This window comes from Bacillus sp. es.036, assembly GCF_002563635.1.
In the GTDB taxonomy this organism is placed as follows: domain Bacteria; phylum Bacillota; class Bacilli; order Bacillales; family Guptibacillaceae; genus Guptibacillus.
This window is the reverse complement of sequence record NZ_PDIZ01000001.1, coordinates 626,738-648,629: the sequence shown is the minus strand read 5'-3', so window position 1 is coordinate 648,629 and position 21,892 is coordinate 626,738. Positions and strand designations below refer to the sequence as shown.

The following is a 21,892-nucleotide window of genomic DNA, read 5'->3' as shown; positions in this document are numbered from 1 at the left end:
TTCTTTTGTTATTCATAACGAAGAGAATCGATCGGATCGAGTCTTGATGCTTTATTCGCAGGCAAGAGACCAAAGGCAATCCCGATAAGCATTGAAAATAAAACGGCTCCAAGAACAACCTGCCATGAAATCAAAGATGGCCAGTCTGCAAAGAACGACACAAGATACGCCGTCCCTGCTCCAAGTATGATACCGATGATCCCACCAATTAAGGTAAGTATGATCGCTTCTACGAGGAACTGAAGAAGTATTTGCTGTCTCGTCGCCCCTAATGACTTTCGGATCCCAATTTCACGCGTTCGCTCTGTAACGGAGACGAGCATAATATTCATCACACCGATCCCACCCACTAGAAGTGAAATACCAGCAATACTGCCAATAATCGTTGTCATGATTGTCGTTACCTGTCCAATTCCTTGAGCGATTTCTTCCATATTAATGACCTGATAAGAATCGTCTGTGTCATGAAGTTGATTTAAGACAGTCGTTGCACGCTCTCCTATTGGCTGAATGTCATCTGCATCTTCCACTTGGAGCGTAACCTGACTGTAGTTACTTGTACCAAGCATGTTTCGCATTGCCGTCCACGGAATATATGTTTCCACGGAACCAAATGCGAAGAGACCTGTTGGCTTCTCTAGAACACCGATCACTTCCACAGGCTGAACACCAATGCGGATAATTTCTCCAATCGGTGACTTCCCTTCAAATAACTCTTCCTGCATCGCTGCACTGACGACCGCTACCCTTCGACCGCCTAGAAAATCAGCGCTCGTAAAGGAGCGGCCTTTCTCCACTTTAAGTTGATTCACATCCAAATACGCTTCATTAATCCCTGTAATGGACGTTTCTGCTTCTTCTTCACGGAGTCTGGCTGTTGAAAATTCCGAGGAAGAGGCAACGACATTTGAAACCTTTTCGATTCCTTCTAACTGTCGAATGTCTTCTTGGGTGAACGGATTCTCCTCCCATTTCCCTTGCTGCATTTCTTCTTCAGATGGTTGGTAAAAGACTTCGATCGTATTGCCATCTCCAGCAATTTGGGATTTAAGCATCGCTTCTCCACCCTGCCCGATCGCCACGACGACAATAACAGCTGCGACACCAATGATAATCCCAAGCATCGTTAGGATGGACCGCATCTTGTGGGCTTTCACTGACTTAAGAGCCATTTTAATATTTTCCCAAAGACTCACCGCGTTTGCCCCCTTTCTCAAGAGGGTTTTGTCCTAATAATCCATCTCGCACATAAATGACCCGACTCGCATACTCCGCAACTTCCGGCTCGTGCGTGACCACAACGATTGTAGTCCCCTCCTGATTAAGTTGAACAAATAAATCCATAATCGCTACGCTTGTTGCCGTATCAAGGGCACCAGTGGGCTCGTCAGCAAGAATAAGCGATGGATCATTCACAAGGGCCCTCGCAATCGCGACTCGTTGCTTTTGACCACCTGAAAGCTCATTTGGAAGGTGTCCCACTCGATCCTGTAAGCCAACTTTTGCTAAAGCATCTCGCGCGCGTTCTTCACGCTCTTGTTTAGAGGCACCAGCATAAACCATAGGAAGCTCCACATTCTTAAGCGCAGTTAACCTTGGTAACAGTTGAAACTGTTGAAACACAAATCCAATCGATTGATTTCGAACTTTAGCTAATTCATGATCTTTATGTTGAGAAACATCTTCTTCATTTAAAAAGTAAGAACCTGTAGTCGGCCGATCAAGACAACCAATAATATTCATTAAAGTTGATTTCCCCGACCCTGACGGACCCATAATCGCGACAAATTCGCCGCTTTTAATTTGAAGACTTATTCCTCTCAGCACGTTCACTGCTTCCTTGCCTAGTGTATAGCTTTTTGTTATCTCCTCAAGTTGGATCATTGCATGGTCACTTCCATTTTATCCTTGAGATGATCAGGACCTTCCACCACAACTTGAGCTTTCTCAGATAATCCTTTTGTTACTTCAATTCGTTTTGTAGTGGAAGAACCTGTTTCAATTTGACGTTTAACTGCCTTCCCATCCTCAACAACAAATACAAAGGATTCATCCCCATCCTGTTGCACCGCTGCTAAAGGTACAGTTAAAGCTTCATGTGACTCTGTTTCAATCTCAATAATCATTTGAAAGCCAGGTTTTAATGGAACGTCTTCTGAGTTGTTAAATTTAACAGAAACGGGATATTGCACGGCCGACGTATTAGCCTCAGGTGAAGAGGCTTGTGGTAAATAACCTACTTCCATTACTTCTGCTTCCCACTTTTCGTCAGGCAGCACGTCTGTTGTAATCGTTACTTGTTGACCAGCTTCAATATTCAGCGTGTCGTATTCAGAAAGTGTTCCTTCTATAATGAGATTTTCCATGCTTCCAATCCGTAAGATCGGTTTCTCCATCTGAGTTGACTGTGGGGCACTTGAATCATTTGCTTCTAATACAACACCGCCAATTTCGCTTTTTTCTTCAAGGTCACTTATCTTCTGCTTTAATCGATCTCGCTGTAATAATGCCTGACGCAAATCAAGATTTGCCATTCGCTTGTCCATTTTCACCTGTTCGATTTCAGCTTCCATCGTTTCTTCTGCTTCTTCTCCAACATCATCCGCTAAATCGTTTTTCTTCTCTTTCAGACGCTTCTCTTGTTTATCCAGTGAATTGATCCGAAGATAAAGCGACTCAATGTTGATCTCGTTTTGTTCCTTCTCCATTTCTAAATCCTTGTTCTCATAGCGAACAACTGGATCTCCTTTTTTTACAGAGTCTCCTTCATTAACAAGAATTTCTTTCAGCTCACCTTTGCTAGAATCCTGATAAAGTGCGTTTTCATTAGCCATCGCCAACGTTCCAGGCGTCATAACAGTGGAATTAATTTCTTCGAATTTAGCTGTTTCCGTTTTTACATTAGCTGTACTATCGGCATAGGTTCGGTAAATATTTACCCCTACAACGAGAGTAAGTATGATCACAACCGCAATGGTAATCCAAATCTTTTTCTTCATGCCTTACATTCCCGACATCGTATTCATCATACTACCAACTGCTGCTGCCCCTATCGTAAAGACTAGGAAAATAATCGCAATTGTCCACGCAAGTCCTTTTGGCCACCTGGCAGTCACTCTAAGTCCTATGGCTGTTAAAATAATGGTCCACACCCCAAATATTTCAATGCCATTTAGAAAAGCACCAACGGAGCCTTCTGAATTAACTAATGCACCCAGGCTCGTATAAAGTTTCCCTGGTGACCCGCCTAATAGTGCTAGAAGAATGCCATTTAGAACTAAACCAATTGCACTAATAAACCCAATATAGGAATTCATAGAGAAAAATTGCTTAAACGTAGCTTCTGAACTTGTTGCCTTATTAATAAGCCAAAAAATAAAGCTTGAGAATAGAATACCCAGAATCGGCCCAATGGCAGAAAAAACAACCGTTGTTATTTTAGTGAATAAGATAATGCCGTCAATGTTTTCGCCTTCTAACTCCGCTGTCGCAAACTGCTCTTCAAATCCAGGTCCAATCACCATTAACCAGCCGCCAATTAACGAAAGCACAGTTACGACGATCAGAGGCAACCATACTTTCGGGTTCGAGCGAATGTTGGCAAACTGTTCACCAGGACTCCAAATCACCCCTACTAACGATGGCTTCTCTGTCTTACTTGTTTCTTCATGCACTTCATTCATTATGTACACAACCTTTCAAAATAATGTCACCTTTATCTACGACTCTCCCATAAAAAAGGTTCCATGTTTTTGAAAAAAAGTTAATTTATTTGATATTTTGATAGAATTTACTTTTAATCCAACAAAAAAAGCCGATTATATAAATAATCAGCCTCCAACTTTATAGATGAGTAGCTGCTCTCTTTTTGAACATGGTTCAACAAAGAGGTGGCATGCCCTAATGGCGCTACAACGCATAACGTCGCGTCTAGCTATAGTGCAAACGCAGCTTCATGATGTAATCGACATCACCAAATTCGAGAGATTCTAAGATCTCTTCCTCCGAGAATCCAGTTGCAGTCGCGATCGTCCTGATGTACGGTCTCTTCTCTAACTTTATGCATCGTGCCCTGGCTTTCTGTGTCTGGTAAAGGACTTGCGAGTAGCGGTTGTTAAACATGATTCGCTTCACTGTTTTCTCCTTTCACACCCATAATGCATGCTCGCAACGCTATGGTTGAATGCCATGGGCATGTATAAGACTATACCCATGTAATTGAAAAAGGAAACAGTTTAGCAAACAACCACCATTATTTTTCTTCACTTTCTGTTTTTAGAATACGTTCGTAAAGACGTATTTTTGAAAATAGGTAACTCGATATAGCTACGATTAAAACCATTCTTATTTTCTTCATTCACCTTACCATTAGACACACGATCACGGTCACCCTTCAAGCATATCGAACAAATAAAACAAAGAAATGTAAAACCGATGTGAATTCTATGTGAAAAGAAGACGTTCAACTAAGAACGTCTTCTTCTTGATAAAGCATCGCTTTAATCATCGTATGGTACCGATCCATTATCTGCTCTTTTGTTAACGGAAGAACTCTCACAAAATCTTCCACGACCGCTTTATCCGAACGAAGCCACGCATGGTAAGTTCGTTTCACATGGCGTTCCGCATCTTCAAACTCGTGAAACACACTACTCTCCACTTTCCCACGACACATCACTTCCCACTCACCTTCTCGACGAGGACGAATATAAATGATCTTCTCATCATGATTTTCATAGAAAGAGCCGCTTTCACTGTTACGCTCATTCAGCTTATTTCGTTCCGGATCTTTTCGAACTGGTTTAAGCGCAAAAGAAGGTTCCACAAAAATTCGGAACGTATCTTCGTTTAGTTCACAACCTGCCGCTTTAGGATGCCCTCCCCCACCAAAACGGGAGGCAAACTCTGAAACATCCGCTTCGTCATGAATCGTACGAAAACCTAAGCGCTTGCTTCCCGCATTAATAATCGTAATAAAATCTAGATGAGGATTTCGCTTATTCAACTCGTTTCCAAGTTCGGAATGATACGATTCTGCATGAACAAGGCCGATACAATACTCATCGACAAACATTTGCACAAGCTGACGATTCTTCTGATGAATGTACCGTTCAATCTTTCGTTCTTCCAGATCAAGAATCATCTCCTCAGAATCATTAAACTTAAAAGAATCAGATTCCCGCGTTAAACGCCTGATCATCTCAGCTTTGAACGTTTCTCTTCCCATTATTGAGAATAGATCATTTAATCTTTTCGCATCCACTTCATTTTCTTCTTCCCATTCCCACGTATCATATTTTCGAACAAGCTCAAGAAACGTCTCAAGACTTTCTAAGCGTTCAATTTTTTCTTTCTCTAATAGAAAATCATAAAAAAGGGTCGCAGCACACGTTTTTTGATTCTCCCCCGGATCCACAAATCCCCATTTATACTCATTAAAGTGCATGGCTGTTGCGTGGTGATCAATCATTTGAACGTGAGACCCTTCACGAAAGCGTTCATCTAAAAGCTTTTCTACGTGTTGGTTCACTGATAAATCAGTAATGAAGATCGGATCTCCATTATTTTGTTGTAGAAACCCTTCCACGCGGTCATCTAAATTTCGGTATGTACAATGGGTCACGTCCGCCTCTTTGTCAAAAGCAAGTTCTGCTATGATCGCGCAGGCCGTTCCATCAAGATCGCTATCAGTAAATAATTTAATCATTCGGCATTCCTCCTTTTCACTAGTAGTATGTACGTCAATTTAAAATTCATGAAAATCATACTACTGAAAAAAAGCGAGCATATGCCCGCTTTTTTCTTGCAATTTTCAATTATACCGCCCAAAACCGTTTCATGTCCACTGAATCCAATCGTTCATTCATAGATCTCACTTAATTTTAGTTTGACTTAACCTGAAATTGCTCACGAAGTCGAAACTTTTGGATTTTACCACTGGCATTTCGAGGTAGCTCTTCTACAAACAAATACTTTCGCGGTCGTTTATAGGCAGCAAGGTTTGGACTCTCTTTGCAGTAACGATCTAAGTCAGCTTCAGTTAGTGAATCTTGTTTCTTCACTATGATGGCTGTAACGATTTCTCCCCACTTTTCATCAGGTTCACCAAGTACCGCGACGTCAAGCACCCCTGCATGTGCATGTAGGACATCTTCTACTTCTCTTGGATAAACGTTTTCTCCACCAGATATGATCATATCATCGACACGATCAGAAACATAGACATAGCGGTCTTCATCCATATAACCAAGATCACCTGAATGGTACCAACCTTTATACATCGCGTCCTTTGTTGCTTCTGGGCGATTAAAATAGCCGATCATCATACATGGTCCTTTCACAATAATCTCACCAACTTCGCCAGCTGGTAGCTCATCATCAGGCTCAGAAGGTCCATTTTCATTCGGTCTAACGATTCTGACCTCATGGTTCAGCGCCGCTCTTCCTGCAGATCCCACTTTAGTTAATTGCTCATGCTCATCAAGAAATGTCACTGCAGGTCCCATTTCCGTCATCCCATATGCCTGAATGAGATTAATACCCAGCTTTTCTTTGACTGCAACAACGAGTGATGGAGCCATAGGTGCAGCCCCATAGAGACCTACTCGTAAGCTACTTCGATCAAATGCTGCATAATCTTCTTGTAAAATCATATTCCACATTGTAGGTGCAGCAAAGAACACCGATATTTTTTCCCGTTCAATAACCTGAAGCACTTTTTTTGGTTCAAAATGATGAATAATAACATTCGTAGCTCCAAAATGTACCCTCGGTAAAAAGTTGCAATGAAGCTCTGCACAATGAAACATCGGTGCAGCGACAAGTCCTCGATCCACCTGTTTCAAGTTAAGAGACGCGCCACAAAGAATACTCTGTTCAAGTATGTTTCGATGACGATGCATCACTCCTTTTGGCCGCCCCGTGGTACCACTTGTGTACATGATCGCATACGTATCATTTTCATCTACTTCAATCGCAGGTTCACCACTATGTGAAAGACGAACGTGTTCACTGTAGCTATCAGCAAAGCCCGGTGCCGCCTCTGTTGACCAGAACGATACATCGGGATATCGTTCTTGAACCTCTGCAACGACCGGTGCAAGAGCAGGCTCAAATACGAAAATACTTGGTTTGGCATCCTCAATAATGTAAGCGATCTCATTTGACTTCAAGCGAAAATTAATTGGATTTAATACGGCCCCTATTTTTGCACATGAGAAAAATAAGGTTGCCAATTCTATCGTATTAAATAAAAAAGTAGATACGCGATCGCCCTTTTTTACTCCCGCATCGATTAGGGCGTTTGAAAGCCGGTTCACTTCTACGTTCCATTCATCATAAGACCATCTAATCTCCCGGTCGACATCCACAAGCGCTTCTTCTTTGCCATACTTTTTTACCGTTTGAAGAAATAAAGAACCGATCGTACCATACATGTTAAACCCTCCATTTTCTTTTTAACTTGAGTTTAAGTAGCGTATGTATAGTTCCATTCTCACAGGTAAAAACCCTTCTTTTTATCTGAATATTTAATCTATTAATCGCGCACATTGTGTAACTTAATGATAGAATTCAACAAAAAAATACCGGATTCTCCGGTATTTAAATTCGATCGCCGATTTCATCTTGCTTCCACTTATTCATTAATGGGACAGAGTGTGAACGGATGTTTTCAACTAACGATTTAGGACTCTCCTCCGTTAGCAACGGTTCCATATAGCGTTTATGGAGAAAGCCTTCCTCCACCATATGTTCAAGCATGCGATAAAAAGGATCATAATACCCTTTTGTATTTAAAAGGCCAATTGGCTTATTATGATACTCTAGCTGGTACCACGTGAAGATTTCTGTTAATTCTTCGAGCGTGCCGATCCCACCTGGAAGAGCAAGAAAAGCATCTCCTGACTCGTACATTTTTGCCTTCCGCTCGTGCATTGTTTCCACAATGATAAGGTCGGATAATTCGATATGACTGACGTTATCATAGATTTTTCGTGGGATAATCCCCGTTACTCGCCCCCCATGTTTCAGCACCGTTCTGGCAAGCGCGCCCATTAGACCAACGTTCCCGCCTCCGTAGATCACTTCAATATTCTTTTCCGCTAAAACAGCTCCCAGTTCTTCCACTGCCTTGAAATATTTCTGATCAACGTTATTGCTGGATCCGCAAAAAACCGTTATTCTCTTCAAATCATTCACTTTTTCATCCTCCTCTCTACTTTTTACACCATCAGTCCAATATTTTCTTCATATTAATATTTGTTGTTGCAAACCCTAGACGTTCATATAAACGAATCGCTTGTTTATTATGAGCAAAAACATGAAGTGACAATCCTGTAATTCCACGTTCCATTAAAATCCTTTCAAGCACGTTTATCGCTTCCGTGCCAAAACCATTTCCTTGTTTTTCTTCATGAACATTAAATTCATATATGAACGCTTCTTTTGCATTCCAGTCCGTTTTAACCCATAGACTGCCTACCATCTCTTCACTCCCCTCTACCACTATTGTATAAAGAGTATGTCCCTCTGTATTCCTGCCCTCAGGTAGTAAACGATCAAATTCCTGCCTGGATTTCTCAAGGGCTTCCTCCGCTCTCCAGTTACCTGCAGCCGCTTTTTCTTTAGCATAGTTATCAATTGAAGTGTCCAAAAATTGGTTGAAATCAAGTTCACTCATTGGTAGTAGGTTAATCAACATTTCCCAACTCCTTCCTCATCTTATCTTACTATTTCTAAAGTTTAATAAATAGAGGAAATACGATCAAAAAAATACCGACAAACGTCGGTATTTTTCACTCTATTTTCTTTTATCCAAACGTGCTTTATCTTCAGCTAGGTCCGCTAATACTTTTCCTATTTTGTCATGAATCACGAGATCTGCTATTTTGTCATAATCTGTTTCTTCCTCATTCACAATAACAAGCTTCGCTCCGTTTCGCTTCGCTTCCATAGGAAAAACATTTGCTGGAGCTACTTGAAGAGAAGAGCCAAGAACAATGAATAAATCCGCTTTTTTTGCTTCCACCTTTGCCTGGTGGATGGCATTTAGCGGCAATGGTTCACCGAATAGTACAACTCCAGGGCGATTAAAGCCACCGCATTTGCATGCTAAAACATCATCTAAATATCCATCACTAGAAGATTTTTCTCCACAATCATCACAGTACATTTCTCTTAACGAACCATGCATTTCTGCAACATTTTGGCTCCCCGCCAATTGATGGAAGCCATCAACATTTTGGGTAAGAATCGATGCGACCTTACCATTTCGCTCCCATTCAGCGAGATGAAAATATCCCGGATGTGGAGATGCCTCCTTCAACTTTTTTATGCGCTGTTTATAAAAACGAACAAACATATTCCGTTCGTATTGCATCGCGTCTCTGCTTGCAAGCTGGAGTGGATCTACTTCGTTCCACATGCCATCAAGCGCAGATCGAAAGTCAGGCAAACCGCTTTCTGTACTCATTCCTGCACCTGTAAGAACGACAGTATGTCTGGACTTATTAAATAATTCCGTAAGCATAGAATCACCAGCTTTCATTTATCCAATAGTTAACCATTCACATATATGCGCATTTCTAAACCCCAGGTCCTGATATTTGTTACCTAAAGTTAATCAGAAAACTGATTTGTTTACAATTTTGAAAGGTTTGATTGTTTTTTCAAAATTAGCATTGGATAACTAAATCGGCAAGTGCTTGCTCTAGCGTCGAATAGGTGTTCACCATTTTGAAACTAATATCTAGTTTAACGACTGATAATGCAATTTCTGGTTTTATGCCACTAATTCTTGCTTCCACTCCGACGAGTCGAAGCGCTTCAATAATTTGAAAAAGCTGCTGAATGACAAATGTATCAACAATTGGAACACCTGAAAGATCTAAAACAAAGTAATTCAAACGAAGACGGACGCTTTGATTAAGTGATTCTTCCATAATCAATTTCGCTCTATACGTATCAATTGTTCCAATCAAAGGCAATACCGCTACGCCTTGCATGATTGGAACAACTGGTGCTGATAACTCAAGAATTTCGTTTCTTGACTGTTCAAGCAAATTTGTCTGGTATTCAACAAACGGAACACTAAAATAATAAACGACTAAATTCATAGCATGATCAAGCTTAGAAATGAGCTCATACAATTCTTCAATTCCTATTTGTTGTTCAATGGCTACTTCTTTTAAAACCTCGCCTATGTATTTTCGATAGTGTGGTACTTCGCCTAGCATCGAATCAAGAGTGGTTTCTAAGCGTGCACACATTCTTCCTGTTTCAACACCCCACGCTTCAATACGTTTTTCTGCTTCCTCTTCTCGAAGTGCGAGTGACCTTGCATAAATCGTCACCAATTCCACGCGCAATGGAAAAAGCTCATCTGTTTTATCTTTGAGCTCGGTGGGATAGTTTTTATTTTGTTCACTCGTAATTTGTGTTGCAATGTATTCTTTACGATTCAAAACTTGCTCACTAGCCATTTTCACAATAGCCTTCATTGTTCATCCCCACTTCAACAATATTAAATAATCTCAATTATTTTATCCTGCCTTTACACAATTGTAAAGATTTAACGAATCCATACAAAAAGACGATGAGGTTATCTCATCGTCTTTTCGAAGCTATTTTGTTGCAGGTGCGGAATTGTCTACATTGTCAGTGCCTGCTTTTTTCTCTTTTCGCTTTTCTTTTTTCGGTTTCGGATCTTTTGCGACCAAGTATTTCTCTTTCTTAAGCGCTTTGTAGAATGAAACCGTCATAAGAATCATTATGACCGAGAACGGTAATGCTGCGAGAATTAGTACATTCTGTAACGCTTGTAGTCCACCTGTGTAAAGCAGAACAGCTGCCATGGAAGATTGGATAACTCCCCATGTTAATTTAACGTGTGAACCTGGATTTAATGAACCATATGTTGTTTGCATTCCAAGAACGAACGTAGCAGAGTCCGCAGATGTAATAAAGAATGTTCCAATTAAGGTTATGGCTACAATCGATAACACTGTACCTAGTGGGTAATTCTGTAGAGTTCCAAACAGCGATTCTTCTGTTGCAAGTGAGGCAATATCAGCAATTCCTTGCTGCTGAATATTAATTCCTGAAATACCAAACGTTGAGAACCATAGGAAACCAACGATAGAAGGAACAAGAAGAACACCTACAAGAAACTCTCGAATTGTTCTTCCGCGTGAAACTCGGGCAATGAAAATACCAACGAATGGTGACCATGAAATCCACCATGCCCAGTAGAAAATGGTCCAGTTGTTAATCCACTCTCTATTTTCTGGATTCAATGGCGCGATGCGGAAACTCATCGCCATAAAGTTTGTAATGTAAGCACCGATGGTATCAGTGAACATATTTAGAATGTAAATCGTTGGACCAAGGATAAACACAGCAAGGAAAAGGATGCCTGCAAGTCCAAGGTTTGCATTACTTAAGTACTTAATCCCTTTCCCAATTCCTGTCCAGGCTGAAATCATGAACAGCACGGTAACAACACCGATAATAATGAGTTGTGAACTAAAGCTATTTGGTATATCGGTTAAGTAAGACAGTCCTCCGTTGATTTGAACAGCTCCAAATCCTAGCGTCGTTGCAACACCTACGATCGTTGCAAAAACGGCAAGTACATCGATCACCTTACCTAACAATCCATTTACACGCTCACCAAAAATAGGGTAAAGCGTTGCGCTAATCAAACCAGGGCGGTCATGTCTAAATTTAAAGTAAGCAAGAACAAGGGCTACGATTGCATAAATTGCCCACGCATGAACTCCCCAGTGGAAGTAAGAATATTGTAGGGCTTCTTTAATTGCAGCGGGTGTTCCTGTTTCTGCAGTCGGTGCATTGACTGCATAGTGGGACATCGGTTCTGCCGTTCCCCAGAATACAAGCCCAATACCCATTCCTGCACTAAACAGCATGGCAAACCAGCTTAAACGTGTAAATTCTGGTTTTTCATCAGGCTTTCCTAATTTAATTTTGCCATACGGAGTGAAAATAATAAACACACAAAAAATCACCAACAGCGTCACAAGAATAAGGTAGTACCACCCTAACTTGTTTGAAATAAAGGACTGTGCACTTGATGACATGGATGCTAACGTATCTGGAGAAATTGCCCCCCAGGCTACCATAATTAAACTAATTACCAGCGTGCTCCAAAACACGGAGGATACTTTTTCCCTCATACACTTCACCTCAACTTAGAATAATTTCTGTAATCTCATCGTATAAATTAGTACAATTTTACCTCTACCTACTTATACCACTATAAAAAATGTCGAAACGCGTAATTTCTAGTACTAAAGAACCGCGCGTTGCATTTAGGTGGCAAAACCTGCATATCATAAGGGTTTTTGAAAAAATAAAATCCGAAAATTTATTTTTTTTGCTTTCGATGATTTGACTTTTTCATTTTCACACTCTTTGATGCAGGTTGTTTTCGGATCCACTTCAAATAACGACGAATTTGTTCGTCTTGCTTCAGCTTTACAATCGAATCGAGTCTAATCGCTAATTCCTGGTTTGTATATAAAGCATGGATTTGCTTGTGACATGGGACACAAAGAGATGCGGTCGGTTTATGTGCTCCCCCCTCTTCCTTAGGGGTCAAGTGATGGATTGTACACGTCACGCCACTTCTTCCACATAGTTCACATACATCCATTCTCATATCCTCCATTAGCTAGTGTTTGTTAGTTTCTTGTACACTATACGGCATGTCGAATGCCGATCGATTAGATACTTAAAATATCTTTAATTTCATCTTCAGATAAACTGGAAATCATCGTTTCGCCAGGTTGAATAACCTTTTCAATGAGCTCTTTTTTCTTCTGTTGAAGCTCATAAATTTTTTCTTCTATGGTGCCTTGTGTAATTAACCTCATCACTTGCACCACTTTTTTCTGGCCAATTCGGTGAGCTCGACCTGCTGCCTGCTCTTCAACCGCAGGATTCCACCAGAGATCATATAAGATAACTGTATCTGCGCCTGTTAAGTTCAAACCAGTGCCGCCAGCTTTCAATGAGATTAAAAAGATTTGATTTTCTCCCCCATTGAACCGTTCCGTCATTTCAACACGATCTTTCGAAGGCGTTTGTCCATCTAAATAGAAAACCGAATAACCAAGATCGGCTAGCTTTTGATGAATGATTTTCAACATACTAGAAAACTGGGAAAAAATAAGAAGTCGCTTTTGATTCTCAATAGATGTTGTGACGATCTCTAAAAGCTGCTCAAGTTTTCCTGATTGCCCTTCATAGTTTTCTACAAAAAGAGACGGATGACAGCACAGTTGACGCAGACGCGTAAGTCCAGCAAGAATTTTCATGCGATTCTTTTGAAAACCATCGCCTGCGAGACTTTCTTTCGTTTCCTGTTGAATGCGGTGCAAGTACCCGATATACAGCTCTTTCTGCTGTTTTGTTAACTCCGATACTTGAACGGTTTCAATTTTGTCAGGAAGCTCTTTAAGAACATCTTTCTTCACTCTTCTTAGAATAAACGGCTTGACCATTGTGGAAATCCGCTCATGAGGCAAATTTCGAAACGTCGCTTGGTCAGGAAAGAAGCCTGGCATAATCGAGTGGAATAATGCCCACAGTTCATCGAGTGAATTTTCAATTGGTGTACCGCTTAGTGCAAAACGCTTCTTTGCCTGAAGCATCCTTACAGCCTGCGACGTTTTGGTCGCCGGGTTTTTAATCGCCTGCGCTTCATCAAGAATGACGGAATCAAATTGAATCGTTTCATAATGATCAATGTCCTGTCTGAGCGTCGGATAAGAAGTAATCCATACGTCTGGTTGAAGGCCCTTGCTAAGAAGCTCCTTCCGCTCTGCGGGAGTACCCGTGTTGACTTCAATCATAAGTTCTGGCGCAAACTTCTCAAATTCTTTTTTCCAGTTATAAATGAGTGAAGCAGGCGCAACAACAAGAGCAGTTGCGTCAGGATTATCTTCTTTCTCAGAAAGCAAATAGGCAATGCTCTGCAACGTCTTTCCGAGCCCCATGTCATCTGCAAGAATGCCTCCAAGATGATAATGCGCCAGCGCCTTCAACCATTGAAAACCCGTCATCTGGTAAGAACGGAGATCGGCTTCTAGGCCAGATGGTAGATGAAATTGGAGATCTTCAGGATGTTTGAGTCGCGAGATCAGGTCACGAAAAGCTTTGCTATAACGAGAGGCGTGTTTCCCTCCACTCATTCTTTCATCAAGCTGCAGGCCACGATAAAGCGGAAGGTGAAGCTCTCCTCGCTCAATATCATTTTGTTTAATATTTAGGTCGTCGAATAATTGACTAACATGTTGAAAATCTTCATTTTCCATTGAAACAAAGGTACCATTCGAAAGGCGATAATAACGGTCTTTTTCAATGACCGCTTTTAGGATATTCGAAATTTCTTCGTCGTCGAGCCCTTTCATGTCAAAACTAACGTCGAGCCAATTGCCACTGTTGTCCATGTCAACAGAAGTCACAGGAGCTGATGATTCATCTAATAACCAGGCTCGTGCAGATTCTGTCAGAAAAACATCCGCAAGGTCATTTAGTTCAGGGATTGTCCAATAAAGAAAATCAAAAATTAACGCTTCATCTTCAACATAAAGTTCTTTTCCGTTAAATTTCAATGAAGCTTGTTCAATCAACGACATAATCGTTTGTTCTTTCTCACTATCTCTAAGAACAATGCCTCCCTGATCATTGACAATCCGAGAATTATCCTTAAATGGATTGATCACGTCATCACCGTATTCGTATTCTACCGTAACGAGCAAACGCTCACCTTCTGCATTCACGTACACTCGGGCTTGTAAATCCGGATTAATGATTTTATCGTTGATTTGCTCAGAAATGATCACGTCACCAAGTTTTCTTAATCCAGGAACGACTTGAGATAGAAATGGCTCAATTTGTGCGGGTGAAATAGAAAGTTCACTTTTTTTAGCGGCGTTTCGAAAAGCTGAGAGGTCCCGTAATAAAGACTGCTGCTTTTTAGTTAGCTTGAAAAGCTTTTCATCATGAAATAGCCAGCCATAAGTTGGGAAGTATGCTGCGCTTTGAAAACCATTTAACTGAATCACATAATCATTATCCTTCTCCTCAATTTCAAACGAAAATGGAAGACTACGATCCACAAGCGCAGTTTCTTCGATAAGAGTACGATTATACTCAAAACGTAAGAAACGACCTTGTTTTAAATATTCTGCAAGAAATTCATTTGCTGTTATTGGAGGTAGGATTAATTCTCGGTTTTCAGTGAAACGTCCCCAATTATCAGGCAAATCCAAATAAACCTTTTCATTCCGTCTAATTGAAAGCAGAATTTGCATAAGCGGCTCATCTGATTCATGAAACGTGTGTTCATCAGGTTCATAGCTGAACTTTTTCGTAAACCAGTAGGACTGATCTTCAAGGACTGCATCAAGAAATGAGCGAATATCTTTGACAACATATAACCGATTTACCCCTACTTTAAGCTCTAACGTCCAGGGGGAATCACCTTGAGATTTACGTAAAGTTGGGTATGAGCTTGCTTTCAAGGTGAATTCAACCTTAAGCTCATCTGCTCTCGTGTTTGAGCGACCTGGTTCCGGTTGATAATCACTTAGCACTTGGATAAGCTGATTCGTTTCGTTATAACTTCGTGGTGATTGAGTTACCTGCGATGGTTTCTCGCTTTCTTTCTCTGGCGGACCTTCTTCACTAATAGCGATAAGAACAGCAGCAAGGTGCTTGCATGTTCCATAGGTTTGAAATGCCTGACATTCACAAGATCCAAACCAATTATCACCAAGTAGCTCAATTAACACGCCATATTCTGAACTGCCGTTTACATAAGCTCGGTAGGATTGATCTTCTTGATCATATGTAAGCTCAGAAACGCGCCCATTCTGAAAATACGTTAGCCCCCTTTGATAGAAGCTGACTGGAAAACGTTCTTTTATTTCACTTTTTGTAAACATAGAAAAATGCTTCATATCCACATCACATCAATTCCAATGGTAGTAGTAACCTTCATTATACAATTTTCCACATCTTCTTCAAAATATTGAACGACCCAAAAAAGCATAATAGCATATTTTCGAACAAATTCAAAATTGTACTTCTAAAATACACCATTAGGACATGTATTAAGGTAAGTAAGAATGAGTATTAAAAATCACGTTATGTAACATATTCCCCAGCTATAAATAAAGGAGAATGCCCGCCATGCTAGAGATTGCACTAACTCATATCGTCCTAGGCTTATCCATTGCTGCGCCACTTGGACCGATCAATATTGAAATCATGAAAAGAGGGATTCACAAAGGATTTTGGTCGTCACTTCTTGTTGGAGCAGGTGGGATGAGTGCTGATCTAATTCTTATGTACTTAATGTATTTCGGTATCGCGACATTTGTTAAGTTAACTGCTGTCCAAATCTCACTTATGCTTCTTGGTGCGATTATTTTAACGGTTTCTGGGATACAAGGGTTCTTATCACGAATAAGTCTTGATGAAGAACAGGACAAAGAGGGTTCTGGACTCATACAAGCTTATGCTACTGGTTTTATGATTGCTGCCTTTAATCCAATGAATCTTTTATTCTGGCTAGGCATTTATGGCTCTGTTCTTAGTGTTTCTCTTCAGCAACCTGATAAATGGCAAGCTTTCTTTCTATCTGCTCTCGTGTTTATTGGAATTGGACTCTGGAATATTAACCTTTGTATGACCGTGCATTTCGGAAAATCGTTATTAAAACCTCGTACACTACGTGCCATTAGTGTAACCGCTAGTGTTGTATTATTATTCTTCGGGTTACGCTTTGGCTATCTTGCAGCTGAGATGATCTTTGTAGCTTCAAAATAGGACTGAACCTAAAACCGGTTCAGTCCTATTTTGTGGATGACCATTTAAATAAAATAAACGTAAACGGCAATTCCAGCTACCGCTAAAACGGTTACAAAAAGATAAATGGCTGAAATGGTGACGGTCGTATTTTTCGCCTTCTTCCCATACCCCGGATCACTCTTTCCAGCAACCATCAATGTACCAATTAAAATAATGACAAGAAAAATGATAATAAGCGTTGTAGCGATCGTGATCATTCGCCATCCCTCCTCACCTCTCATCATACACTGTCCTGATTTTGTAATAAACCTGCAAAAGTGTGACATATTTGTTATGATAAGAAACATGTGCGTTTTCGCACATAAAAATAGAAGAGAAAAAAGGAGAGTATCTATGAGGAGAGGAATATTAATCATGGTCATTGTAGCACTGTCGCTGGCTGCATGTAGCGGTTCAGAAGAGGGTGCAGAGAAATCGAAAGGTTCCGTAACGTTGGGCTTAAACAACTGGGCTGAAAACATTGCGGTTTCAAACATGTGGAAAGTTATTTTAGAAGAAAAAGGATATGACATTGAACTTAAATCAATGGAGAAATCCCCTGTATGGGCCGGGCTTTCACAAGGCGATCTTGATATAGCTGCAGAAGTATGGCTCCCCACAACAGATAAACCATTGTACGAGGAATACAAAGAAGATATTGTCTTACACGAAGCATGGTATGAAGGTACAGGACTTGGACTTGTCGTTCCTTCTTATATGGACATCACAAGCATGGATGAGCTAAATGACAAAAAAGACGAGCTGGGCATAGAAGAAATTGTCGGGATCGATCCTGGTGCAAGCTTGATGGAAATGAGTCGTACCGCGCTTGAAGAATATAACTTAAACTATGACCTAGTTGATAGTTCAGGGCCTGCGATGATGAGTGAATTAAAAAAAGCGTATGAAGACGAGGAACCCATTGTCGTTACACTGTGGAACCCTCATTGGGCTTTTGCAGAATATGATTTGAAATATCTCGAAGATCCAAAGAACGTCTACGGTGAAGCAGATGATATCTTTTTTATGACAAGAACAAATTTCAGTGACGATCACCCTGAGATTGTTGAGTGGATGAACAATTGGCAGATGGACGATGATTCTCTTGGTAGTCTGATGGCTACGATCAAAGACGCTGATGATGCCGAAACAGGTGCACAGCAGTGGATTGAAGAGAACGAAGAACTTGTCTCCGAGTGGACGAACTAACGCACTCATTTCATCTTCGAATTCTTTATCTAAAAGAAAAGGAACCTTTCCACATGTAGAAAGGTTCCTTTTGTCATAGCTTTATTCAGTTCTTAAAATTGTGAAAGATCATTCTCTGCTACAACTTTCCCGATCGTCTTTCCTGATTCAAGTCGATTGTGTGCTTCAGCAATAGTAGAGAACGTAAAGCTTTCTTCATCCAACACCGGTTTAAGTACGCCATGGTCTACCATTCGCGCTACGCTCGTTAAGATTTCACCATGGTGCTCTCTTCCTTCATTTGTTAGCATCGGAATGAGCATTAATACGCCATGATAGGTAGCGCTTTTCACATACAGTGGTGTCATATCATGCTCACCGCTACCAACGATACAGGCAACTTGTCCACCGTTCCTCACTGCCTGGAACGCCTTTTCCATATTTTCACCGCCTACAGTATCAAAAACTGCATCAAATCCTTTGCCATCTGTATACTGCTTTACATATTCTTCTACAGTTGTTTCTTTATAGTTGATCGCATAATCTGCTCCAAGATCTTGACCGATTTTCATTTTCTCTGAAGTAGACGCCGTCGTGTACACAATCGCTCCTAATGATTTCGCAAGCTGAATGGCGATGTGCCCGACGCCACCCGTTGCACCATGGATAAGAACGCTTTGACCTGGCTGCACGTTCATGCGGTCCACAAGGGCTTCCCATGCCGTAATGGAGACTAACGGTAGTGCTGCAGCTTCTTTCATCGATAATCGTTTAGGCTTCCTCGCAACGAGCTTTTGGTCGACAATCATTTGTTCTCGAAGTGCTCCGTCAAGACCTTTTACACCACCTGCACAGGCATACACTTCCTCACCCTTTTGAAAAGGGCTTCCTTCGTAGGCTTCCTCTACAATACCGGCGACATCACCATGGAGAACCGCTGGAAATGCTGGTGCAAATGCTTCAGCTTGACCAGAACGAACCTTTGTATCAACAGGATTAACACTTGTTGCTTTTACATTAATCTTTAATTCGCCTGGCTTCAACTCTCTTGTAGAGAGATTCGTTATGCTAAACGTAGAAGGTTTTCCAAAATCATTAATAACTACTGCTTTCATCGTTAAACGTCCTCCTTAAATGCTACATACTTTCTATTCATTTTACATTTCCCTGATAACTTTCTAAACAAACAGGTATTGTCTGACTGATTTATGACTAAACTTCATGATACAGCCGGTCATTATCTTTTCATAATAAAAGATGCTGTCAGATGACCGGCCGTACCAATGCAAGTCATTGAAAAGGCCCTTCTCACATTGTGAGAGGGGCCTGATCCGTTTTATCGCATTTATGTCGTTAACCTCCAAAATGTCCGTCACTTGTTTCACGCTACAATCGATGATTTGCTCCACAGATTTCGATGTGCTGAGACGCGGGCTTTGCCCTGACCATAGCGACATCCACTCTGGACGGTTCTGAATCGCTGCTTGTTTTCTTACTTCTTTCGTTAACGTATTTAACGTCGGGTATCCCGGTAAATCGTTTTGACCCGCCATCTCAGCAACGAAGTCATTATTTATGCCACGTGCAGGCTTCCCACTAAACACTGGAGTTACAACTGTCTGATCTTCTGTACTAGTTAAGATGGCATGTTGATGAAGTGGATTTGCACCACTTTCCTGACATGTTACAAACGCTGTGCCCATTTGAACAGCATCTGCCCCAAGAGCGAGCATACTAAGAATCCCTCTTCCGTCCATAATTCCCCCTGCTGCAATAACAGGAATTTGAATGGCATCGACCGTTTGAGGAATAAGTGAAGCACTGCCAATCAGTGAAGCTTGAAAATCACCTGTAAACGTTCCGCGGTGACCGCCTGCTTCCATTCCTTGCATAACAACAAGATCCATTCCATTTTTCTCATTGATAATCGCTTCTTTTACAGTCGTAGCTGTTCCCACTAAAATCACTTTCTCTTTTTTTAAACGCTGAACATCTTCTATAGAAGGAACCCCGAAGGTAAAACTGCATACTGGAATGGCTTCATCAATGATAATCTGAAGCTTATCTTGATGTTCTTTTTGAGTTTCTACAAACGACTTCCTCTTACGTTCTTGATCAGAAATACCGAGTTGGTCCTCATAGTGTTGAAGCTTTACTTGCACGTTTGCAATACTCTCTTCGGAAGACGGATCGTCCTCTGGAATAAATAAATTAACCTCAAAAGGTTTCGGAGTGAGCCGTTTAATATCACTTATTGCCTTCTTCATCTGTTCAGGTGTCATATAGCCCGCCCCTAAGCTTCCGAGTCCTCCGGCGTTTGAGACGGAAGCAACTAACTGAGGGGTCGTCACACCGCCCGCCATTCCTGCCTGAACAATCGGAAAGGTTATGTTTAACATAGACGTCACTGGCGTCTCATACCACATGCTGATCCTCTCCTTTCCATACACTTTTTTTGGCATGTGACTAGCTTTTAAGAGGTTCCGAAGTGAAAGAACACGTCATAAAAAATGTTAGAATCGCCTGAGGACCTGAGCGCCCCATTTTCTGCTCACCTGTGTTAATAAATCCAGCCTCAAGGTAGACTTTTTTGGCTGAAGGATTATCTTCATTTACACCGAACACGACTTCTCTACAGTCAGGCAAATGTTTCTCTACAAATGGTTTTAATTGTCGAAGAGATGCTTTCGCAATACCACGGCCTTGATCTGGTAAGTTGATGGAGTACGCTCTTAATAAAATCGCATGTGGACGAGTTGTATACGAGAAAACATCGTCCCCTTGATCGAGAACAAAAAAACCAACCGTTCGAACGCCTTCAATAATCGCTACAGGTAAACGATTAGGATCGCGCATACATTTTTCGTAGGCCGGCATCGGCATTGAAGTGAAAGCGAGCTGATGTTCATGTAAGGTAAATTGCTTTAACGATGTAAGGTGGTGAGATGCTACTTTCGTGAGTGTGATCTTTTTTTCGGTTACGTTCAATGTGATCGCTCCTCTCATGTTTTCCGACACCATTCTCCATTCGAGAATAGAGTAGCGTTTCCTTCCCTCAAAGTAAAAAGAACATTAAAAAGCGCTCCATTTTATTGGAGCGCCCTCTTTACTGTTTTTCACGTCTTGCAAAATCGACAAATCGGAATTTATCAAGACGGTGTCGTGATTCGGTATATTCAATTAATGTTGTATCATTTAAATAAACGTAATTTCGAACGACCACAACATGTTTGTAATCATGCAAATCTAGATAACGTCGATCCTCTTCGTCAGCCTCTTCTACGACAATTTCCTTTTTTGCATAGCTAACGGAAAGACCAAGATCATTTTCCAAATAATCATAGATTGAATTCTCACAAATCGTTCGTGTCAGTTCAGGTACCCACTTAGCGGAAAAAAAGTCGCGATCTAAGATGATTTTTTCGCCTTCAATCTCACGCGCACGAAGGACGTGCCAAACTTCTGCCCCGGATTCAAGCTCAAGTTGTTCGCGAATCCATTCCTCAGGTAGCTTTTTTTCAAGATGATGAACGATTGTTCTTGAAGATCGGTTCATCTTTTCTGAAATTTCTTTGAAGCTCACAAGTCCCGAAACAGGAAATTCATAGCGACTTAAGTCAAGAACGACCGATCCTCTTGCTTTAATTTTTTGAATCATCCCGTTCTGGGATAGTAAATTTAACGCTTTGCGGATGGTTTCTCTTGATGTGCCATAGGTTTCTGCAAGCTCATGCTCAGATGGCAGTTTACTATTCGGCTTATAGGTTCCGTTTCGAATATTCTCAGAGAGATCATTGTAAATTTGCTGATACTTCGTTTGCTTCAT

Annotated in this window: 20 protein-coding genes; 2 read left to right on the top strand and 18 right to left on the bottom strand. The window is 41.0% G+C overall.

Translation table 11 applies throughout. The features are described 5' to 3' along the window. Positions 1–8 precede the first annotated feature (8 nt). The 13 genes from ATG70_RS03460 to ATG70_RS03395 all read right to left on the bottom strand — a co-directional run bounded on the left by ATG70_RS03460 (position 9) and on the right by ATG70_RS03395 (position 15,986). Positions 9–1,196 (bottom strand): ABC transporter permease, encoded by a 1,188-nt coding sequence (locus ATG70_RS03460; RefSeq protein ID WP_098442977.1) that lies wholly within the window; start codon positions 1,194–1,196, stop codon positions 9–11. Next, the gene (locus ATG70_RS03455; RefSeq protein ID WP_098442976.1) at positions 1,174–1,884 is read right to left on the bottom strand and encodes an ABC transporter ATP-binding protein; all 711 of its coding nucleotides are present in this window, start codon (positions 1,882–1,884) and stop codon (positions 1,174–1,176) included. Before ATG70_RS03455 ends, ATG70_RS03460 begins: the two co-directional genes overlap by 23 nt. Beyond that, positions 1,881–2,999 carry an efflux RND transporter periplasmic adaptor subunit gene (locus tag ATG70_RS03450; protein ID WP_098442975.1) on the bottom strand — a complete coding sequence of 373 codons (1,119 nt, stop codon included), beginning with the start codon at positions 2,997–2,999 and terminating at the stop codon, positions 1,881–1,883. Before ATG70_RS03450 ends, ATG70_RS03455 begins: the two co-directional genes overlap by 4 nt. Positions 3,000–3,002: 3 nt before the next feature. Next, positions 3,003–3,683 carry a Yip1 family protein gene (locus tag ATG70_RS03445; protein ID WP_098442974.1) on the bottom strand — a complete coding sequence of 227 codons (681 nt, stop codon included), beginning with the start codon at positions 3,681–3,683 and terminating at the stop codon, positions 3,003–3,005. Positions 3,684–4,462: 779 nt separating this feature from the next. Next, positions 4,463–5,707 carry a DHH family phosphoesterase gene (locus ATG70_RS03435; RefSeq protein ID WP_098442972.1) on the bottom strand — a complete coding sequence of 415 codons (1,245 nt, stop codon included), beginning with the start codon at positions 5,705–5,707 and terminating at the stop codon, positions 4,463–4,465. 175 nt (positions 5,708–5,882) lie between these two features. Further along, complete coding sequence (locus ATG70_RS03430) at positions 5,883–7,436, bottom strand: fatty acid--CoA ligase (RefSeq protein ID WP_098442971.1); 1,554 nt, start codon at positions 7,434–7,436, stop codon at positions 5,883–5,885. A gap of 166 nt (positions 7,437–7,602) precedes the next feature. After that, positions 7,603–8,199 (bottom strand): TIGR00730 family Rossman fold protein, encoded by a 597-nt coding sequence (locus tag ATG70_RS03425; protein ID WP_257147604.1) that lies wholly within the window; start codon positions 8,197–8,199, stop codon positions 7,603–7,605. 31 nt (positions 8,200–8,230) lie between these two features. After that, positions 8,231–8,701 (bottom strand): GNAT family N-acetyltransferase, encoded by a 471-nt coding sequence (locus ATG70_RS03420; RefSeq protein ID WP_098442970.1) that lies wholly within the window; start codon positions 8,699–8,701, stop codon positions 8,231–8,233. A gap of 99 nt (positions 8,702–8,800) precedes the next feature. Further along, positions 8,801–9,529 carry an NAD-dependent deacylase gene (locus ATG70_RS03415; protein ID WP_098445701.1) on the bottom strand — a complete coding sequence of 243 codons (729 nt, stop codon included), beginning with the start codon at positions 9,527–9,529 and terminating at the stop codon, positions 8,801–8,803. 145 nt (positions 9,530–9,674) lie between these two features. Then, positions 9,675–10,499, bottom strand: a complete 825-nt coding sequence (locus ATG70_RS03410; RefSeq protein WP_098442969.1) for an STAS domain-containing protein — start codon at positions 10,497–10,499, stop codon at positions 9,675–9,677. Between the two features lie 123 nt (positions 10,500–10,622). After that, positions 10,623–12,194: a glycine betaine uptake BCCT transporter gene (locus ATG70_RS03405; protein ID WP_098442968.1), complete on the bottom strand. Its 1,572-nt coding sequence runs from the start codon at positions 12,192–12,194 to the stop codon at positions 10,623–10,625. 191 nt (positions 12,195–12,385) lie between these two features. After that, positions 12,386–12,679, bottom strand: coding sequence for an HNH endonuclease (locus tag ATG70_RS03400; protein ID WP_373560753.1), 294 nt, complete (start codon positions 12,677–12,679; stop codon positions 12,386–12,388). Positions 12,680–12,743: 64 nt separating this feature from the next. After that, entirely contained in the window at positions 12,744–15,986 is a 3,243-nt protein-coding gene (locus ATG70_RS03395; protein ID WP_257147603.1) for a DEAD/DEAH box helicase, read from the bottom strand. A 232-nt stretch (positions 15,987–16,218) separates the two neighbouring features. Here ATG70_RS03395 and ATG70_RS03390 point away from each other — a divergent pair, with 232 nt between their 5' ends. After that, positions 16,219–16,857 carry a LysE family translocator gene (locus tag ATG70_RS03390; protein WP_098442965.1) on the top strand — a complete coding sequence of 213 codons (639 nt, stop codon included), beginning with the start codon at positions 16,219–16,221 and terminating at the stop codon, positions 16,855–16,857. Positions 16,858–16,901: 44 nt separating this feature from the next. Here the strand turns inward: ATG70_RS03390 and ATG70_RS03385 are convergent, their stop codons facing one another. Further along, positions 16,902–17,096 carry a hypothetical protein gene (locus ATG70_RS03385; protein WP_098442964.1) on the bottom strand — a complete coding sequence of 65 codons (195 nt, stop codon included), beginning with the start codon at positions 17,094–17,096 and terminating at the stop codon, positions 16,902–16,904. Between the two features lie 136 nt (positions 17,097–17,232). Between ATG70_RS03385 and ATG70_RS03380 the strand changes: the two genes are divergently transcribed. After that, complete coding sequence (locus ATG70_RS03380; RefSeq protein WP_098442963.1) at positions 17,233–18,087, top strand: glycine betaine ABC transporter substrate-binding protein; 855 nt, start codon at positions 17,233–17,235, stop codon at positions 18,085–18,087. A gap of 92 nt (positions 18,088–18,179) precedes the next feature. Here the strand turns inward: ATG70_RS03380 and ATG70_RS03375 are convergent, their stop codons facing one another. The 4 genes from ATG70_RS03375 to treR all read right to left on the bottom strand — a co-directional run bounded on the left by ATG70_RS03375 (position 18,180) and on the right by treR (position 21,892). Continuing rightward, positions 18,180–19,181, bottom strand: a complete 1,002-nt coding sequence (locus ATG70_RS03375) for a zinc-dependent alcohol dehydrogenase family protein (protein WP_098442962.1) — start codon at positions 19,179–19,181, stop codon at positions 18,180–18,182. Between the two features lie 63 nt (positions 19,182–19,244). Next, positions 19,245–20,492: an NAD(P)H-dependent flavin oxidoreductase gene (locus tag ATG70_RS03370; protein ID WP_098442961.1), complete on the bottom strand. Its 1,248-nt coding sequence runs from the start codon at positions 20,490–20,492 to the stop codon at positions 19,245–19,247. Between the two features lie 40 nt (positions 20,493–20,532). After that, positions 20,533–21,054: a GNAT family N-acetyltransferase gene (locus tag ATG70_RS03365; RefSeq protein WP_098442960.1), complete on the bottom strand. Its 522-nt coding sequence runs from the start codon at positions 21,052–21,054 to the stop codon at positions 20,533–20,535. Between the two features lie 118 nt (positions 21,055–21,172). Further along, positions 21,173–21,892, bottom strand: coding sequence for a trehalose operon repressor (gene treR / locus ATG70_RS03360; protein ID WP_098442959.1), 720 nt, complete (start codon positions 21,890–21,892; stop codon positions 21,173–21,175).

What these genes read in the sequence shown, in the direction of transcription:
- ATG70_RS03455 (WP_098442976.1), bottom strand. Translation starts at nt 1,884, where the DNA reads ATGATCCAACTTGAGGAGATAACAAAAAGCTATACACTAGGCAAGGAA.
- ATG70_RS03400 (WP_373560753.1), bottom strand. Translation starts at nt 12,679, where the DNA reads ATGAGAATGGATGTATGTGAACTATGTGGAAGAAGTGGCGTGACGTGT.
- ATG70_RS03380 (WP_098442963.1), top strand. Translation starts at nt 17,233, where the DNA reads ATGAGGAGAGGAATATTAATCATGGTCATTGTAGCACTGTCGCTGGCT.
- ATG70_RS03450 (WP_098442975.1), bottom strand. Translation starts at nt 2,999, where the DNA reads ATGAAGAAAAAGATTTGGATTACCATTGCGGTTGTGATCATACTTACT.
- ATG70_RS03395 (WP_257147603.1), bottom strand. Translation starts at nt 15,986, where the DNA reads ATGAAGCATTTTTCTATGTTTACAAAAAGTGAAATAAAAGAACGTTTT.
- ATG70_RS03435 (WP_098442972.1), bottom strand. Translation starts at nt 5,707, where the DNA reads ATGATTAAATTATTTACTGATAGCGATCTTGATGGAACGGCCTGCGCG.
- ATG70_RS03385 (WP_098442964.1), bottom strand. Translation starts at nt 17,096, where the DNA reads ATGATCACGATCGCTACAACGCTTATTATCATTTTTCTTGTCATTATT.
- ATG70_RS03420 (WP_098442970.1), bottom strand. Translation starts at nt 8,701, where the DNA reads ATGTTGATTAACCTACTACCAATGAGTGAACTTGATTTCAACCAATTT.
- treR (WP_098442959.1), bottom strand. Translation starts at nt 21,892, where the DNA reads ATGAAGCAAACGAAGTATCAGCAAATTTACAATGATCTCTCTGAGAAT.
- ATG70_RS03410 (WP_098442969.1), bottom strand. Translation starts at nt 10,499, where the DNA reads ATGAAGGCTATTGTGAAAATGGCTAGTGAGCAAGTTTTGAATCGTAAA.
- ATG70_RS03415 (WP_098445701.1), bottom strand. Translation starts at nt 9,529, where the DNA reads ATGCTTACGGAATTATTTAATAAGTCCAGACATACTGTCGTTCTTACA.
- ATG70_RS03370 (WP_098442961.1), bottom strand. Translation starts at nt 20,492, where the DNA reads ATGTGGTATGAGACGCCAGTGACGTCTATGTTAAACATAACCTTTCCG.
- ATG70_RS03375 (WP_098442962.1), bottom strand. Translation starts at nt 19,181, where the DNA reads ATGAAAGCAGTAGTTATTAATGATTTTGGAAAACCTTCTACGTTTAGC.
- ATG70_RS03405 (WP_098442968.1), bottom strand. Translation starts at nt 12,194, where the DNA reads ATGAGGGAAAAAGTATCCTCCGTGTTTTGGAGCACGCTGGTAATTAGT.
- ATG70_RS03445 (WP_098442974.1), bottom strand. Translation starts at nt 3,683, where the DNA reads ATGAATGAAGTGCATGAAGAAACAAGTAAGACAGAGAAGCCATCGTTA.
- ATG70_RS03430 (WP_098442971.1), bottom strand. Translation starts at nt 7,436, where the DNA reads ATGTATGGTACGATCGGTTCTTTATTTCTTCAAACGGTAAAAAAGTAT.
- ATG70_RS03390 (WP_098442965.1), top strand. Translation starts at nt 16,219, where the DNA reads ATGCTAGAGATTGCACTAACTCATATCGTCCTAGGCTTATCCATTGCT.